Annotated in this window: 17 protein-coding genes; 1 reads left to right on the top strand and 16 read right to left on the bottom strand. The window is 32.5% G+C overall.

All coding sequences use genetic code 11. The features are described from left to right. Positions 1–29: 29 nt before the first annotated feature. From rpoD to MHH94_RS06665, 4 genes are read right to left on the bottom strand one after another with little or no spacing between them, the layout of a single operon-like run. Positions 30–1,139 carry an RNA polymerase sigma factor RpoD gene (gene rpoD, locus MHH94_RS06680; protein ID WP_048539697.1) on the bottom strand — a complete coding sequence of 370 codons (1,110 nt, stop codon included), beginning with the start codon at positions 1,137–1,139 and terminating at the stop codon, positions 30–32. 26 nt (positions 1,140–1,165) lie between these two features. Further along, a complete protein-coding gene (gene dnaG, locus MHH94_RS06675) occupies positions 1,166–2,938 on the bottom strand; it encodes a DNA primase (RefSeq protein WP_058592291.1) in 1,773 nt (590 codons plus the stop codon). 11 nt (positions 2,939–2,949) lie between these two features. Next, a complete protein-coding gene (locus MHH94_RS06670; RefSeq protein ID WP_037588325.1) occupies positions 2,950–3,765 on the bottom strand; it encodes a pyruvate, water dikinase regulatory protein in 816 nt (271 codons plus the stop codon). A gap of 14 nt (positions 3,766–3,779) precedes the next feature. Further along, positions 3,780–4,415 carry a helix-turn-helix transcriptional regulator gene (locus tag MHH94_RS06665; RefSeq protein WP_037588327.1) on the bottom strand — a complete coding sequence of 212 codons (636 nt, stop codon included), beginning with the start codon at positions 4,413–4,415 and terminating at the stop codon, positions 3,780–3,782. Between the two features lie 294 nt (positions 4,416–4,709). Here MHH94_RS06665 and MHH94_RS06660 point away from each other — a divergent pair, with 294 nt between their 5' ends. Further along, positions 4,710–6,098, top strand: a complete 1,389-nt coding sequence (locus MHH94_RS06660; RefSeq protein ID WP_025904194.1) for a glycine--tRNA ligase — start codon at positions 4,710–4,712, stop codon at positions 6,096–6,098. 208 nt (positions 6,099–6,306) lie between these two features. On the opposite strand, the gene recO is transcribed toward MHH94_RS06660, so the two are convergent. The 12 genes from recO to mtaB form a co-directional block, all read right to left on the bottom strand. Further along, complete coding sequence (gene recO, locus MHH94_RS06655; RefSeq protein WP_058592290.1) at positions 6,307–7,059, bottom strand: DNA repair protein RecO; 753 nt, start codon at positions 7,057–7,059, stop codon at positions 6,307–6,309. Between the two features lie 22 nt (positions 7,060–7,081). Then, positions 7,082–7,981, bottom strand: coding sequence for a GTPase Era (gene era, locus MHH94_RS06650; protein ID WP_048539694.1), 900 nt, complete (start codon positions 7,979–7,981; stop codon positions 7,082–7,084). Next, entirely contained in the window at positions 7,982–8,386 is a 405-nt protein-coding gene (gene cdd / locus MHH94_RS06645; RefSeq protein ID WP_025904197.1) for a cytidine deaminase, read from the bottom strand. Between the two features lie 19 nt (positions 8,387–8,405). Continuing rightward, the gene (locus tag MHH94_RS06640) at positions 8,406–8,753 is read right to left on the bottom strand and encodes a diacylglycerol kinase family protein (RefSeq protein ID WP_058592289.1); all 348 of its coding nucleotides are present in this window, start codon (positions 8,751–8,753) and stop codon (positions 8,406–8,408) included. Further along, on the bottom strand, positions 8,746–9,207 hold the full coding sequence (gene ybeY, locus MHH94_RS06635; protein WP_025904199.1) for an rRNA maturation RNase YbeY: 462 nt from the start codon (positions 9,205–9,207) through the stop codon (positions 8,746–8,748). Before ybeY ends, MHH94_RS06640 begins: the two co-directional genes overlap by 8 nt. A gap of 1 nt (position 9,208) precedes the next feature. Beyond that, positions 9,209–10,156 carry a PhoH family protein gene (locus tag MHH94_RS06630; RefSeq protein WP_058592288.1) on the bottom strand — a complete coding sequence of 316 codons (948 nt, stop codon included), beginning with the start codon at positions 10,154–10,156 and terminating at the stop codon, positions 9,209–9,211. A gap of 35 nt (positions 10,157–10,191) precedes the next feature. Continuing rightward, a complete protein-coding gene (locus MHH94_RS06625; protein WP_340840246.1) occupies positions 10,192–10,689 on the bottom strand; it encodes a PH domain-containing protein in 498 nt (165 codons plus the stop codon). 239 nt (positions 10,690–10,928) lie between these two features. Further along, complete coding sequence (locus MHH94_RS06620; protein WP_058592286.1) at positions 10,929–11,633, bottom strand: hypothetical protein; 705 nt, start codon at positions 11,631–11,633, stop codon at positions 10,929–10,931. A gap of 15 nt (positions 11,634–11,648) precedes the next feature. Further along, on the bottom strand, positions 11,649–12,644 hold the full coding sequence (gene floA, locus MHH94_RS06615; RefSeq protein ID WP_025904203.1) for a flotillin-like protein FloA: 996 nt from the start codon (positions 12,642–12,644) through the stop codon (positions 11,649–11,651). Between the two features lie 23 nt (positions 12,645–12,667). Continuing rightward, complete coding sequence (locus MHH94_RS06610) at positions 12,668–13,384, bottom strand: NfeD family protein (protein WP_171992074.1); 717 nt, start codon at positions 13,382–13,384, stop codon at positions 12,668–12,670. 211 nt (positions 13,385–13,595) lie between these two features. Continuing rightward, complete coding sequence (gene rpsU / locus MHH94_RS06605; protein ID WP_016998564.1) at positions 13,596–13,772, bottom strand: 30S ribosomal protein S21; 177 nt, start codon at positions 13,770–13,772, stop codon at positions 13,596–13,598. A 124-nt stretch (positions 13,773–13,896) separates the two neighbouring features. Further along, the gene (gene mtaB / locus MHH94_RS06600; RefSeq protein ID WP_058592285.1) at positions 13,897–15,243 is read right to left on the bottom strand and encodes a tRNA (N(6)-L-threonylcarbamoyladenosine(37)-C(2))-methylthiotransferase MtaB; all 1,347 of its coding nucleotides are present in this window, start codon (positions 15,241–15,243) and stop codon (positions 13,897–13,899) included. Between the last annotated feature and the right edge of the window lie 4 nt (positions 15,244–15,247).

Here is a 15,247-nt window from a genome sequence, read left to right as displayed (position 1 = left end):
TTTTTGGGATTAATATAAACTTTTCATGTTTAATCCATAAAATCTTTCAAACGCTTACTTCTAGATGGATGTCTTAACTTGCGTAATGCCTTCGCTTCTATTTGACGAATACGTTCTCTAGTAACACCAAATACTTTTCCGACTTCTTCAAGTGTTCTTGTTCTACCATCATCAAGACCAAATCTTAGTCTTAATACATTTTCTTCTCTATCTGTTAATGTGTCTAATACATCTTCTAATTGTTCTTTAAGTAATTCATATGCAGCATGATCTGATGGGCTTTGTGCATCTTGATCTTCAATAAAGTCGCCTAAGTGACTGTCATCTTCTTCACCAATAGGCGTTTCTAATGATACGGGTTCTTGAGCAATTTTAAGAATTTCACGTACTTTTTCAGGTGGTAAGTCCATTTCTTCACCAATTTCTTCAGGAGATGGATCTCTGCCTAAATCTTGAAGTAATTGACGTTGAACACGAATCAACTTATTGATTGTTTCAACCATATGAACTGGGATACGGATTGTACGTGCTTGGTCAGCAATCGCTCTAGTGATTGCTTGACGAATCCACCAAGTTGCATATGTTGAGAATTTGAAACCTTTATTAAAGTCGAATTTTTCTACGGCTTTAATTAGACCCATATTACCTTCTTGAATAAGGTCAAGGAATAACATACCTCTACCTACATAACGTTTAGCGATACTTACAACAAGTCTTAAGTTCGCTTCTGCAAGACGTGATTTCGCAATTTCATCACCTTGCTCGATACGTTTAGCTAATTCGATTTCTTCTTGGGCAGTTAATAAATTGACGCGTCCTATTTCTTTTAAGTACATTCTTACTGGGTCGTTTATTTTAACACCTGGAGGAGCACTTAAGTCATTTAAATTTAGTTTGTCATTTGTATCACTTGAATCTTTTTCATTAATAAGATTGATTTCATTCTCATTAATTAAATCAAAGAAATCATCCATTTGATCTGGATCCATTTCGAAGTTTTGCAATTTATCTGCAATTTCTTCGTGACTCAAATGTCCTGCTTTTTTACCTTGTTCAATTAATTGGTGCTTAACTTGTTCAATTGTAAGCACTTCTTCATTATTAGCGCTATTAATTTTGTTTAATTCTTTATCAGACATGAATAGGCCTCCCGGGTTATTAACTCTTACATTCTATTCCGATTATATTGTACAATTTGTTCTAAATATTGCCTTTGCAGTGCGATATCGCCTGCTTGCATTGCTTTATTCAATTGTTGATTCAAATATTCTATGGAATTTTCTTTGTGTTCGTTAGGACAAATAATCCTAATGTAGTCTTCGATTTCTTCTGTCTCTGGTTCATCATTGATTAGCAATGAATCTAGGTACATAACCGTTTCAATGATTTGATGTTCTTCAATGTAACTTGAAAAATCACTTATGTTAAAAACATCGTTATTCTTATAATACCCATTTAAACGTGAAAAAATCACTCTATTATTCAATGAAGTGAAGTCTTCTTGATTAATCCTAGAATGATATTCTAAAAATAGCTGTTTATGATTCATAAAATGTTTTAACAACGCTTGCTCTGCTCGACCGATTTTATCAAGTTTTTTTTCCTTCATTTCAGGAACGAAATTATTATAATCGGTATAATTTTGAACAATATTAGGCGAAAGTCGATTTTTTAGACTGTTAACATCTACTTTATACAAATCTGCTACTTGTTGCAATACTTTTTTTCTTAAAAATTCCGATTGAATCAGATTGATGTCATGAATCAACTCTTCAATATGTTGTTCATGTTTTAAATCATTATTTTCGTTGGCATAATATAATTGTTGCGCTTTAAATGTAACATATGATTGTTTTTGCCCTTCAACGAATGATTTGAAAGCATCACTTCCGTATTCTGTAATATAATCATCAGGGTCCATCGTTTTTGGTAAATTGACAACAAAGACATTTAATCCTTCATTTAATAAGTCTTTACCAACATTTATGGCAGCTTCTTTACCTGCGAAATCTCCATCATACAGTAAAGTTACATTAGATGCCAGTTTTTTGACCATTGTAACGTGTTCTCTAGATAATGCTGTACCCATCGTTGCCACAACTTGTTTAATATCCGCTTCAAATGATTTGATAACATCCATAAATCCCTCTAACAGAATGACTTCATCATTTTGTCTTATAAATTTCCTTGCTCGATCAACGTTGTATAACATTTTTCTTTTTTGGAATATTGGCGTTTCTGGACTGTTTAAATATTTAGGCGATTGGTCCGTATATGTTCTACCAGAAAAACCAACTGTCTTACCTTGGAAATTCAACAAAGGAAAGATGATTCTATCTCTGAATCGATCGAAGTAATCAAAAGTTTCATCATTTCGGCTTAACAAGCCTGCTTCATATGCAAGTACAGCATCATAACCATTTTTCTCTAAAAAGTCATGCGTGAATTTCGAATGATTTGGTGCATATCCAATTTTCCTATCATTAATCAATTCTTCCGTGAAGCCTCTTGATTTCAAATAGTTTAAAGCTGCCTCACCTTCTTCAGTATGCTTCAATATATAATGGTAGTTATTTGCCATTAACTCATGCATTTCGATCATTTTTATGTGATCATCCACAATACCTTCAGTTGGTGCTGTTTCTTGCTGTTCTATATGAATATCTACTTTATCACCAAGTTCTCTCACTGCATCAACAAATGATATCCCTTTAATTTCTTGAATAAATTGAAAAACATTGCCACCTTTTTTACAGCCAAAGCAATGACAAATTTGTTTATCTTCTGATACTGAAAAAGAAGGTGTCTTTTCATCATGGAAAGGACATAATCCAATATAATTACGTCCTCTTTTTTCAAGTTTCACATATTCACTTACAACATCTAATATGTCATTCTTCTCACGTATTTCATTAATGAGTTCTTGTTCTATACGCATCCTGTCACCCTTTAACGGTTTTGTTGTGTAATGATTTTAATAATGTCATTTGCTGTTTCTTCTATTGCCTTGTCAGAAACATCTAGTACAGGACAACCAATTTTTTCAACAATTTCCTCGAAGTATCTTAATTCTTCTTCGATTCTATCATCTTTAGCATAATTAGCATCATCACTTAAACCTAATTGAATTAATCTTGCTCTTCTAATCGCATTAAGGTTTTTTTGATTAATTTTTAAAGCGATACATTTCTTTGGATCAATTTCAAATAATCCTTCCGGCGGTGCAACTTCAGGCACTAATGGTACATTCATTACTTTATAACGTTTATGTGCCAAGTATTGTGACAATGGCGTTTTTGAAGTTCTAGATACACCTATAAGAATGATATCAGCTTTTGGTAATCCGCGTGGATCTCTACCATCATCATATTTAACCGCAAATTCGATTGCTTCAATTTTCTTGAAATAATCTTCATCTAATTTATGAATATTGCCTGGCTCATTAAGTGGGGCTTCATTAAGTTCATTGCTTAAAATGCTCATCAATGGACCCATAATGTCTACATTTTCTATATTATTTTCTTCTAATTTTTCTTTTAAGTATAATCGCATTTCAGGTTTCACCAATGTATAAACGACTATAGATTTTTGTTCTAATGCTAATGATACTACTTCATTAATATTACTTTCATTCTCTATATACGGTAATCTTACAATATCTAAAGCATTTCCTTCTGTCTTATATTGAGACGTACATGCTTTAGTAACAAGCTCTGCCGTTTCTCCTACTGAATCGGATGCTATAATTATTCTTATCTCTTCCATTTAACTAATTCCTCCTACTCATCTTCAATAAGTGAAACAAATGCTCTTGTGATTGTTGTTTTTGTAATTCTGCCTTTTACTTTCATTTTGTCGCCTTTAAGTTTTTTGACAACTGGTATCGCATCAATTTGTTTATCAATTAATAATTTAGCTGCATAAATCAATAAATCATCTTCTAAACATACTGTTATGTTTGGCATTCTGCTCATATTAATACTAACCGGTGTATCTTTTAAACTTTGACCACCTATTGCTGCTCTTAGTAAATCTTTTCTCGAACAAACGCCGATTAAATTGCCTTCTTTATTGATGACAAATAATGTGCCGACATCTTCTAAAAACATCTTACATATTGCTTCATATACAGAAATACTTTCTTCTATTACGACTGGTATCGCCATCGATTCTTTTACGGTCATTTTTTTAATTGAATCACTTAACAATTGTGTACTTGATTTCCCTGTATAAAAATATCCAACTCTTGGTCTTGCATCAAGATAACCTGCCATTGTTAAAATTGCTAAATCTGGTCTTAAAGTTGCCCTTGTTAAATTTAATCGTTCAGCTATTTTTTCTCCTGTAATGGGTCCATTGTTCTTAACAATTTGTACAATTTGTTCTTGTCTTTGATTTAATTCGATTGCTCTCACCCCTTCGAACACAATTCAGATAGATTAATTATAACATGTAACGCAAATATTGCTCAATTTGAATATCTGTTTTCACTTGATAACTCTCTCATACCGTGCTATATTTTAATTAACTTTGAAATAAAAGCGAGTTAAGGATGGTGAAAGCTTAACATTAAAGTTTTGGCTTACAAAATTTTATAAAAAGTGAGTGGCTACACTAATTTGGGTGGAACCGCGGGTAATATACTCGTCCCAAGGCATTATTTGATGATGTCTTGGGGCTTTTTTAATTTAATTGAGGAGTGAATTTTTATGGCAAAAGATATGGATAAGGTAGTAACATTAGCAAAACATAGAGGGTTTGTATTCCCTGGTAGTGAAATTTATGGTGGTTTAGCAAACACTTGGGACTACGGTCCACTTGGTGTTGAATTAAAAAATAACATTAAAAAAGCATGGTGGCAAAAGTTTGTTCAACAATCTCCATACAACGTTGGATTAGATGCAGCTATTTTAATGAACCCAAGAACTTGGGAAGCTTCAGGTCACTTATCAAACTTTAACGATCCAATGATAGACAACAAAGATTCTAAAATTCGTTACAGAGCAGATAAATTAATTGAAGATTACATGCATAATGTTGAAGGTGATGAGAACTTTATTGCTGACGGTATGAGCTTTGATGAAATGAAACAATTAATTGATGATAAAGGGATCACTTGTCCTGAAAGTGGTACAGCAAACTGGACAGACATTCGTCAATTCAACTTAATGTTCAAAACATTCCAAGGTGTTACCGAATCTTCTACAAACGAAATTTTCTTACGTCCTGAAACTGCGCAAGGTATTTTCGTAAACTATAAAAACGTTCAGCGTTCAATGCGTAAAAAATTACCATTCGGTATTGCGCAAGTTGGTAAATCATTCAGAAACGAAATTACACCTGGTAACTTTATCTTCAGAACGAGAGAATTCGAACAAATGGAACTTGAATTCTTCTGTAAACCTGGTACTGAAATTGAATGGCAAAATTACTGGAAAGACTTTGCTGCAAAATGGTTAAAAGATTTAGGTATTAAAGAAGAAAATACAAAATTACGTGACCATGACGAAGACGAATTAAGTCACTACTCAAATGCAACAACTGATATCGAATACAAATTCCCATTTGGTTGGGGAGAACTTTGGGGTATCGCTTCAAGAACAGATTATGATTTAAAACAACATAGTGAATTCAGTGGTGAAGACTTCAAATATCACGATCAAGAAACAAATGAAAAATTCATTCCTTACTGTATCGAACCATCATTAGGTGCTGACCGTGTAACATTAGCATTCTTATGTGACGCATACGAAGAAGAAAATGAAGGCGAGAAAGATCAACGTACAGTGTTGCATTTCCACCCTGCTTTAGCACCATATAAAGCAGCAATCTTACCATTAAGCAAAAAACTTTCACCAGATGCTATTAAAGTATATGAAAAATTAAGTGAAAGATTTGCAATCGATTTTGATGAGTCACAATCAATCGGTAAACGTTACCGTAGACAAGATGAAATTGGTACACCATACTGTATCACATTTGACTTCGATTCATTAGAAGACAACCAAGTTACAGTACGTGACAGAGACACAATGGAACAAGTACGTATGCCAATTGATGAAGTTGAAAACTTCTTAGCTGAAAAAATTAGATTCTAATACTAAACAAAAAACAGAGCAAAAACTTATTAATTAAGTTTTGCTCTGTTTTTTTATGATTAAGTTGTTGGGAAAATATAAAGAAATGACATTAATGCTTGTTCTTATTAACACTTCTTATGAGTTTTGTAATTATAAGCGCTCTTATTTACAGTTCCACCGACTTTTGTAAATTAGCTTACCTTTTTAATACAAACTATTGAAGTTTTTACATTTTTAAGTTTTCAAGTTGATTGAGTAATTTTTTGGTTCTAAATACAACACCAACGTATTCGTCATACATGTTATCAATTAAAGTTTGTATTTCTTTTTTGACTTGTTCGCTTATTTTAAAGCTATTTAAATGTTTAATCGGCAATTGATACATGAGATTCATAAAATATAATGCTCTATTAGATATTCGATATGCATGTTCATCATGTATTAATGCTTGATTGCTAAGTGGTCCATTATATTTGAAACTATATGCATTTAATTGCTGTTGATCCATATCTCCTGTTATGACGCACGCATTGAAAGTTGGTTCATATCCATATTTAGGCATACATTTCAACGCGACTATCATGCTCATCGTATCTGCGTCAACGCCTCTTTCTACTGCTTGGAATACACCTAACAATAATTCATAAAAGAATACATCATGTTCTTCCGCTTCTAACGCCTTATCTACGACTTCTATACAATATGCACCATATGCACTTTTAAAAATATCGGATTGCATCGTTCTATGACTGTTAATAATATCAGCTGATGATAATGTGCCCATTCCTTTAAACTTCGAAAAAATAAACAAGCCATGTACAAAGGGCTGAGTAGCACCTTGTAGTGGATGACTTGTTTTTTTAGCACCACGCGCCATTAGTGGAACTTTATGACCGTGTTCATTTAATATAGTGATGATTTTATTGTTTTCACCATAATCTACAGAGCGAATGACAAATCCTTCTTGTTTATAAAGCATTATATCATCGCCTCCATTCTACTTAATACTCGTCTTCTCTATAACCAATTTGTTTAATGAAATTAGGTTTATTACGCCAATCTTTTTGTACTTTAACCCATAAATCCAAGTATACTTTTGAGCCAAGTAGCATTTCAATATCTCTTCTTGCACGTTTACCTATTTCTTTAAGCATTTTACCGCCTTTACCAATGACAATACCTTTTTGAGAGTCTCTTTCAACATAAATTGTTGCTTCTACTTGGACTTTCTCACCTTCTGCTTTTGTCATTTTATCGACGTTCACACCGATAGCATGTGGTATTTCTTGATTCGTAAGGTGTAATGCTTTTTCTCTTATCAACTCAGCTACAACAAATTGTTCTGGATGATCAGAAATTTGATCTTTAGGATAATACATTGGACCTTCTTCGAGATACTTTTTAAATTGTTCTAGTAGTGTTTCAATATTTAATCCTTCTAATGCTGAAATTGGAATAATTTCTGCAAAATCCATTGTTTTTTGATACTTTTCAATTTCAACTAATAGTTGATCAGGGTGAATTAAATCTATTTTATTTAATACTAAAAATACTGGTGTTTTCGTTTGTTTCAACAAGTCGATAATGTATTCATCGCCTTTACCGATACTTTCATCAACATTAACCATAAACATAATTAAATCTACTTCTTTCAAAGTATTTTTAGCGATTTTCATCATGTAGTCACCTAAAGCATGTTTAGGTTTATGAATACCTGGTGTATCAATAAATATCATTTGAGCATCATCAGTTGTTAATACACCCTGTACTTTATTTCGAGTCGTTTGTGCTTTATCAGACATTATCGCTACTTTATGACCAATAACTTTATTCATAAAAGTAGATTTACCTACATTAGGTCTACCTATAATAGATATAAACCCTGATTTAAATTCATTCATTTATTCTAGATCCTTTCCTGAGAAACCTAAAGGTAATAATTCATTAACTGTAGTTTCAATTCTTTCATTTGTTTGATGTGTTAAAAATACTGGCATGTCATCATCACATAACTCTTTTAACACCTGTCTGCATGTTCCACATGGAGATGATGGTTTATCAGCATCTACTGTAACTGTAATACATTTGAAGTCTCCCGGTCTATACCCATCTGACATTGCTGCAACGAGTGCAGACCTCTCAGCACAAATTGTTGATGGGTAAGCTGCATTTTCAATGTTAGCACCATAATAAGCTTTACCATCTTTCGTAACTAAATATGCACCTACGTTAAATTTAGAATATGGAGTATATGCTCTCTTTTGTGCTTCTCTTGCACCTTCATACCACTCTTGTTTGAATTCCATACCATTTCCCCCTATATGTTTATATTATTTTTGGTAATAATATCACTATCCCGATTATTGCAGCTATTATTGATGTTAATAAAACGGCTAAAGCGGCAGTATCTTTAGCATGTTTAGCAAGTAAGTTATATTCATCCGTAAACATATCTACTACATACTCTATAGAAGTATTGAGAACCTCTACAATGAGTACACTAAATATTGCAAATAAAATCCACAACCATTCAAATGTATTGAGATTTAATATTAAACTAACAATCAATACAAGTACAGCGAATATAAGATGTAATAAAAAGTTTTTATCTTTTTTGAGAATGGTCACTAAACCTGCTAAAGGAAATTTAAAGCGATTTACAAATTTATTCACGTGTTAATCCAAATTCATTTAATATTTCATCTTGTCGAGAAAACATTTCTTTTTCATCTTCTTCAGTCATATGATCATAACCTAGTAAATGTAAAAATCCATGTAATGCTAAAAATCCTAATTCTCTACTCAAACTATGATTATAAGACTCAGCTTGCTCTTTAGCAACTTCAAGACAGATGATAATATCACCTAATACTCTAGGCATATCTAAGCCTTCTATTTCAGGCTCATCTTCTTCTAATGAAAATGAAATAACATCTGTTACTTTATCTTTATCGCGATAATCACGATTAATAGCTTGAATCTCTTCTTCATCGACAAATGAAATTGAAAGTTCTGCTTCTTCAGTAATATTTTCCTTTTTAGCAGCAAAAGTGAGCAATGATTCAATTTGATTTTTTGTATCTTCATCAATTACTTGTTGCTCATCAATAAAATCCATTGTTAGCATATTATTTCTCCTCTTCGTATGCGTTTATTATTTTACCTACTAATGGGTGTCTCACAACGTCTGTTTGTTCTAAGTAAGTCATTGCTACCCCTTTTACACCACTTAATCGTTGATCAGCTTCAATTAATCCACTTTTAACACCTTTAGGTAAATCGATTTGTGTACGGTCACCTGTTACTACCATTTTTGAACCGAAACCTAATCTTGTTAAGAACATCTTCATCTGTGGGTGTGTCGTATTTTGTGCTTCATCAAGGATTACAAACGCATCATCTAATGTTCGACCTCTCATATAAGCAAGTGGTGCGATTTCAATCGTACCTCTTTCAATTAAGCGTGATGTTTGCTCAGTTCCTAACACTGTATGAAGCCCATCATATAAAGGTCTTAAATAAGGGTCTACTTTTTCTTTTAAATCACCTGGTAAGAAACCTAATGATTCACCCGCTTCTACTGCAGGACGCGTTAATACGATACGTTTTACTTGTCCTAGACGCAATGCTCTTGCAGCCATTACAACTGCTAAGAAAGTCTTCCCTGTACCTGCTGGACCTATGCCGAATACTAAGTCATTGTTCTTTATATTATTGATATATACTCTTTGACCCATTGTTTTAGCTCTTATTATTTTACCATTACTATCTTTAGTGATTTCTTCATCATATAAATTAATCAGTTGATCGATTGTTCCTTTATCAGCCATTTTAACCGCTGCTTGTACATCATTAATAGTTATACTCGCACCACTCTCGATTACTTTTAGTAAGTTCAATAATACTTTTTCAGCTTTTTCAACATTTTCTATACGTTTACCACGGACAGCAATTTCTTGTCCACGTGTTAAAATATCCACCTCGAGTTCATTTTCAATATACTTTATATGCTCATCTCCATTACCCAATAGAGCTTGAGCTTGATCCATATTCTCGATTTGAATTAATGTAGGCATTAAATATCTCCTTTATAAGTTGAATTGTTGACACTTTAAATGTACCAAACCTTATTGTAACGTGCAATCTTATGCACTTTATTTTGTATATTATTTAGTTTTTCACGCGCAATAATGAGATTTCTAACTTTTTCATATTCATGTAATCTATTACTATTATTTAATTTAATTTTAGGATTAATGCGTATTAATGTAATTATAAACTCACGTTCTTCAATTGGACTCACTTTTTCGACCAATTCACCTTTTGAAACAATTTCTAACATACTGTTGCCTTCTATAGATTTAGTCATATTAATTTGATCGATATCATAGATATTGTAACGATTTTTGAATAATCCTCTTCTTATGGATAAAAAATGCTCTTTTATTGTGTATCTCTCAAAAAGAATGTTTAAAATTATAAGAAAAACGAGAATAAAAGTAATGACTATTAAATACTTATTACTTATAAAAAGCGGTATCAAAGCAATGAATAATAATAAAATCGAAATGATAATAGATAATATACTCTGCCTTTTCTTAAATACCATTTTTATCACACCCTCTTGAATCCTACCTTTATTGTAAGTCTAAATAGTATTTTTGTGAATATAAAAAGGGAGCGGAACAGAAATCTAATTTGTATAAAAAGATTTCGTAGTTCCGCCCCAGCAAGGATGACTAGTGTTGAAAAAAGTTTGGTACAAGCGAATTTTCAATTCAGTCATCTACTGCCAAGATACTAAAACAAGCTGAGACATTACATTATGTCCCAGCCTGTTTATATTCGTTATTTTAATTCATTCGGTCTTTTTAAAATTTCTGACCAAATGATACCATTTACGACTTGGTTTTCATCAACATTGATTGCTTCATCGTTAAACTTATGTTTACTGTTTAAATAGAGTTGTTTAACCATAGCTCTTCTCGTTCTTTCTGAAAGTTCTGTGTTGTTGATAATTTGCTCTGCTTCCTTTTCAACATCATCTATACTTTCACGCTGTACATTCATTAAAGACTTTTTCTCTTCTTGGCTGTATGCCAATAACTGTTTGATTGCTTCTTGTTGTTTTTTAGGTCTATTTTTATGAATTTGTTCTTTTCTCTGATTGATATAAGCATTCTCATGCTCACTTGAAATTTGCTCCGGTTGTTGTTCTACTTTATGAGTTTGAACAACAGGTTTTTCAACATCTATATTATATTGTTTAAGATGATTTGCAAGTTGATCAGCTAAGTTTTTATAATGGCCAGACATTCGTTCAGTTGAACTTGTTTCTGCTTTCTGTTTATAAGATTCATACTTATTAACTAAGTCTTGTAATTCTTGCTCAGCAGATTTCTTCTTTTCTTCAGCTTGTCTATTTACTGGATTCGATCTTTGTCTTGTTTGAGGTTGCTTATTTTTCTTTTTATTTTTAGAAGCGCCTTCGATTATACCGCTCACGACACTAAAAATCACCCAAATAACAAAGATGATAATGCCTATTTCCATTTTAAATCACCTCTCTTATTGGTTCGGTGAATTAGAATCTTGTGGCTTCGTACTCTTATTGATTGCTTCTCTCATGCCAGTGTCAGCTTCTATATTTTTTAAATTATAGTAGTCTTTAACACCTAAATTGCCTGATTTAAGTGCTTCTGCCATTGCAAGTGGTACTTCTGCTTCTGATTCAACAACTTTAGAACGCATTTCTTGTACTCTTGCTTTCATTTCTTGCTCAGTAGCAACGGCCATAGCACGACGTTCTTCGGCTTTAGCTTGTGCAATATTTTTATCAGCAAGTGCTTGTTCAGTTTGTAAGTCTGCACCAATGTTTTTACCGATATCTACATCAGCAATGTCGATTGATAGGATTTCAAATGCTGTACCTGAATCTAAACCTTTACTTAATACTGTTTGTGAAATACTATCTGGATTCTCAAGTACTTTAGTGTGATGTTGACTTGAACCAATAGTTGATACAATACCTTCACCAACACGTGCGATGATTGTGTCTTCACCAGCACCACCGACTAATCGATCAATGTTTGCTCTAACTGTAATTCTAGCTTTCGCTTTTACTTCGATACCATTCATCGCAACACCTGAGATAAATGGTGTTTCAATTACTTTAGGGTTAACGGACATTTGAACTGCTTCTAAAACGTCACGACCAGCTAAATCAATCGCTGCCCCTCTTTCAAATACTAAGTTGATTTCTGCTCTTTGAGCCGCAATAATTGCATCAACTACTCTATCAACATTACCTCCTGCAAGATAATGAGATTCTAACTGGTTCGTTGTTAATGCTAAACCAGCTTTATGAGCTTTAATTAATGGGTTAATAACACGTCTAGGTGATACACGTCTTAAACGCATACCAACTAAAGTACCAATACCTACTTTTACGCCTGCTGCAATAGCTGAAATCCATAATCCTACTGGTACAAATGAGAATAAAATCATAAGTAGTACGATTAATATGACAGCAATAATTACAAAAGCAATTAAACCTGATAACATATGCATTTCTCTCCTTGTCTAAATTAAATTTCTCTTACGACAACTCTTGTACCTTCAACCTGTACAATTTTGACTTGCTTATCCTTCTGAATAAAACTACCATCTGAAACAGCATCTATTCTTTCGTCATCAACAAGTATAATTCCTGAGGGTCTCAACGCTGTGTATGTTGTACATAGTTTGCCAATCAAATGACTTCTATCATCATGAGATGTATAGCCAGATTCTTTATTTGTAGAGTCTCTAAGAATGACTTTATCAAAGAATGGTATTTTACGATTAAATCCTTTCACTAATATCACCCACTCTATCGTTGTTAGAATTAATGCTACAGCAATAATCATACCCATAGTTAAGATATTTTCTCCAACTAATACAAAACTACCAATAATGGCAATAAAACCAAGGATACCTAGTACTGCTCCTATAACAAATAATTCAATTATTACTAATAATGCACCAATCCCAAAAAGTAAAACAGAAATCAAACTAATTTCATCAATTATAACGTAGCCAATGAAAAAGATAAGTGTACAAATAAAGCTTAAAATTCCCGCAAAATTAATACGTTCTGAATATAATTGATATAGTGCACCTAGAAAAATAATACAAGTCAGTATCAATGTGACTAATGGGGTCGTAATAAACTCACCAATAGACGACATGCTTTGACTTGAAACAATACCTAAATTCAAGTTGTTCTGAAAATAAGCAAATATGTATTCATACCTTGATGTCAATAATCTCACCCCTCATATTTATTATACAATAAAATAGGCGTGAACTAAAACGTATATACATAATATTCTAAATTTATAAACTTAAATGTTTTTCAAATAAATAAAAGAACACATAAACGATATCGTTTATGTGTTCTTTATGACGTTCAACGTTAAATATTGTTCATTATAATTAATTAATATTCATTGAGGGAGTTCAATAAAAAATTAATTATTTAAATTTACGTTTACGTGCTGCTTCTGATTTCTTCTTACGCTTAACGCTTGGTTTTTCATAGAACTCACGTTTACGCACTTCTTGAATCGTACCGCTTTTTGAAACTGTACGTTTGAAGCGACGTAATGCATCTTCGATTGATTCGTTTTTACGAACTACTGTTTTAGACATCTGTATTTCCCTCCCTCCAAATATCAACAAAGCTTTATATGTCATTTACATAGTATATATTACTATGTACTTAAACATTATAAAATAAGTCATTTTTTAAGTCAATAATCATTTGTTATGAATATTAATATGCAACTAATCTTTCGTCTTTATTTGTTGCATGATCTACAACTTTTACAAGTTTACCTTTATTGATAGGATAACCTGGTGTAACAACTTTCACTTTCACTAACTCTCCAATTAATGATTCATCGCCTTCGAATTCAATCTTCATGTAATTATCTGCATATCCAACAAGTTCACCATCTGTAGAACCTTTTTCTTCAGGAATCACTTCTAATACAGTTTGATCAAATTTAGAAGCATAATCTTTAGCTAATTGATTTGATAATTCAATTAAACGATGTACGCGTTCATTTTTTACTTCTTCATCAATTTGATCTGTCATTCTAGCTGCTGGTGTTCCTGTTCTCATAGAATAAGGGAACACGTGTAATTCAGAAAATTGATGTTTAACAATGAAGTCATATGTTTCTTGGAATTCCTCTTCAGTTTCACCAGGGAATCCAACAATTACGTCACTTGTAACTGCTAAACCTGGTAAAGCTTTATGCAATTTTTGTAATCTTTCTGAGAAGTGTGCCATCGTATATTTTCTTCTCATGCGTTTCAATACAGTATCAGAACCTGATTGTAATGGTATATGAAGATGTCTTACAACTTTAGTTGATTTATCAATAACATCAATAACTTCATCTGTAAGCTGGCTTGCTTCTATAGATGAAATACGAATTCTTTCAAGATTTTCAACTTGTTCTAAATCTCTTAATAATTGCGCCAAGTTATAATCTTTTAAATCTTCACCATATCCACCTGTATGAATACCTGTTAAAACAATTTCTTTATATCCTGAATTTACAAGTGTCGTTGCTTGGCTTACAACTTGTTCAGGATCTCTTGATCTCATTAACCCTCTTGCCCAAGGAATGATACAGAAAGTACAGAAATTATTACAGCCTTCTTGAATTTTTAATGATGCACGTGTTCTGTCAGTAAAGTATGGTACTTCTAATTCTTCATACTTTCTATTTTTCATAATATTACCTACACCATTAATAGGTTGTCTACTTTGTTTATAGTCCTCAATATAAGAAATAAGTTTATGTCTATCTTGAGTACCTACAACAATATCAACGCCCGGAATTGCCATAATTTCTGCAGGAGATGTTTGAGCGTAACAACCCGTTACACAAACAACTGCATCTGGATTTTTACGTATTGCTCTTCTAATCACTTGTCTACTCTTCTTGTCACCTGTATTTGTTACTGTACAAGTATTAATGATAAAGACGTCAGCGTTCGTTTCAAAATCTACTCTTTCGTAATCATTTTCCTTAAATAATTGCCAAATTGCTTCAGTTTCATAATGGTTTACTTTACAACCTAACGTATGGAACGCTACTGTAGCCAAATTT

The sequence above is a fragment of the Mammaliicoccus sp. FSL K6-3158 genome (genome assembly GCF_038005105.1).
Taxonomy (GTDB): Bacteria; Bacillota; Bacilli; order Staphylococcales; family Staphylococcaceae; genus Mammaliicoccus; species Mammaliicoccus sciuri.
Note: the sequence above shows the minus strand (reverse complement) of the source record. Positions and strands in the feature narration are given on the sequence as shown.

What these genes read in the sequence shown, in the direction of transcription:
- rpoD (WP_048539697.1), bottom strand. Translation starts at nt 1,139, where the DNA reads ATGTCTGATAAAGAATTAAACAAAATTAATAGCGCTAATAATGAAGAA.
- dnaG (WP_058592291.1), bottom strand. Translation starts at nt 2,938, where the DNA reads ATGCGTATAGAACAAGAACTCATTAATGAAATACGTGAGAAGAATGAC.
- MHH94_RS06670 (WP_037588325.1), bottom strand. Translation starts at nt 3,765, where the DNA reads ATGGAAGAGATAAGAATAATTATAGCATCCGATTCAGTAGGAGAAACG.
- MHH94_RS06660 (WP_025904194.1), top strand. Translation starts at nt 4,710, where the DNA reads ATGGCAAAAGATATGGATAAGGTAGTAACATTAGCAAAACATAGAGGG.
- recO (WP_058592290.1), bottom strand. Translation starts at nt 7,059, where the DNA reads ATGCTTTATAAACAAGAAGGATTTGTCATTCGCTCTGTAGATTATGGT.
- era (WP_048539694.1), bottom strand. Translation starts at nt 7,981, where the DNA reads ATGAATGAATTTAAATCAGGGTTTATATCTATTATAGGTAGACCTAAT.
- cdd (WP_025904197.1), bottom strand. Translation starts at nt 8,386, where the DNA reads ATGGAATTCAAACAAGAGTGGTATGAAGGTGCAAGAGAAGCACAAAAG.
- ybeY (WP_025904199.1), bottom strand. Translation starts at nt 9,207, where the DNA reads ATGCTAACAATGGATTTTATTGATGAGCAACAAGTAATTGATGAAGAT.
- MHH94_RS06630 (WP_058592288.1), bottom strand. Translation starts at nt 10,156, where the DNA reads ATGCCTACATTAATTCAAATCGAGAATATGGATCAAGCTCAAGCTCTA.
- MHH94_RS06625 (WP_340840246.1), bottom strand. Translation starts at nt 10,689, where the DNA reads ATGGTATTTAAGAAAAGGCAGAGTATATTATCTATTATCATTTCGATT.
- MHH94_RS06620 (WP_058592286.1), bottom strand. Translation starts at nt 11,633, where the DNA reads ATGGAAATAGGCATTATCATCTTTGTTATTTGGGTGATTTTTAGTGTC.
- floA (WP_025904203.1), bottom strand. Translation starts at nt 12,644, where the DNA reads ATGTTATCAGGTTTAATTGCTTTTGTAATTATTGCTGTCATATTAATC.
- rpsU (WP_016998564.1), bottom strand. Translation starts at nt 13,772, where the DNA reads ATGTCTAAAACAGTAGTTCGTAAAAACGAATCAATCGAAGATGCATTA.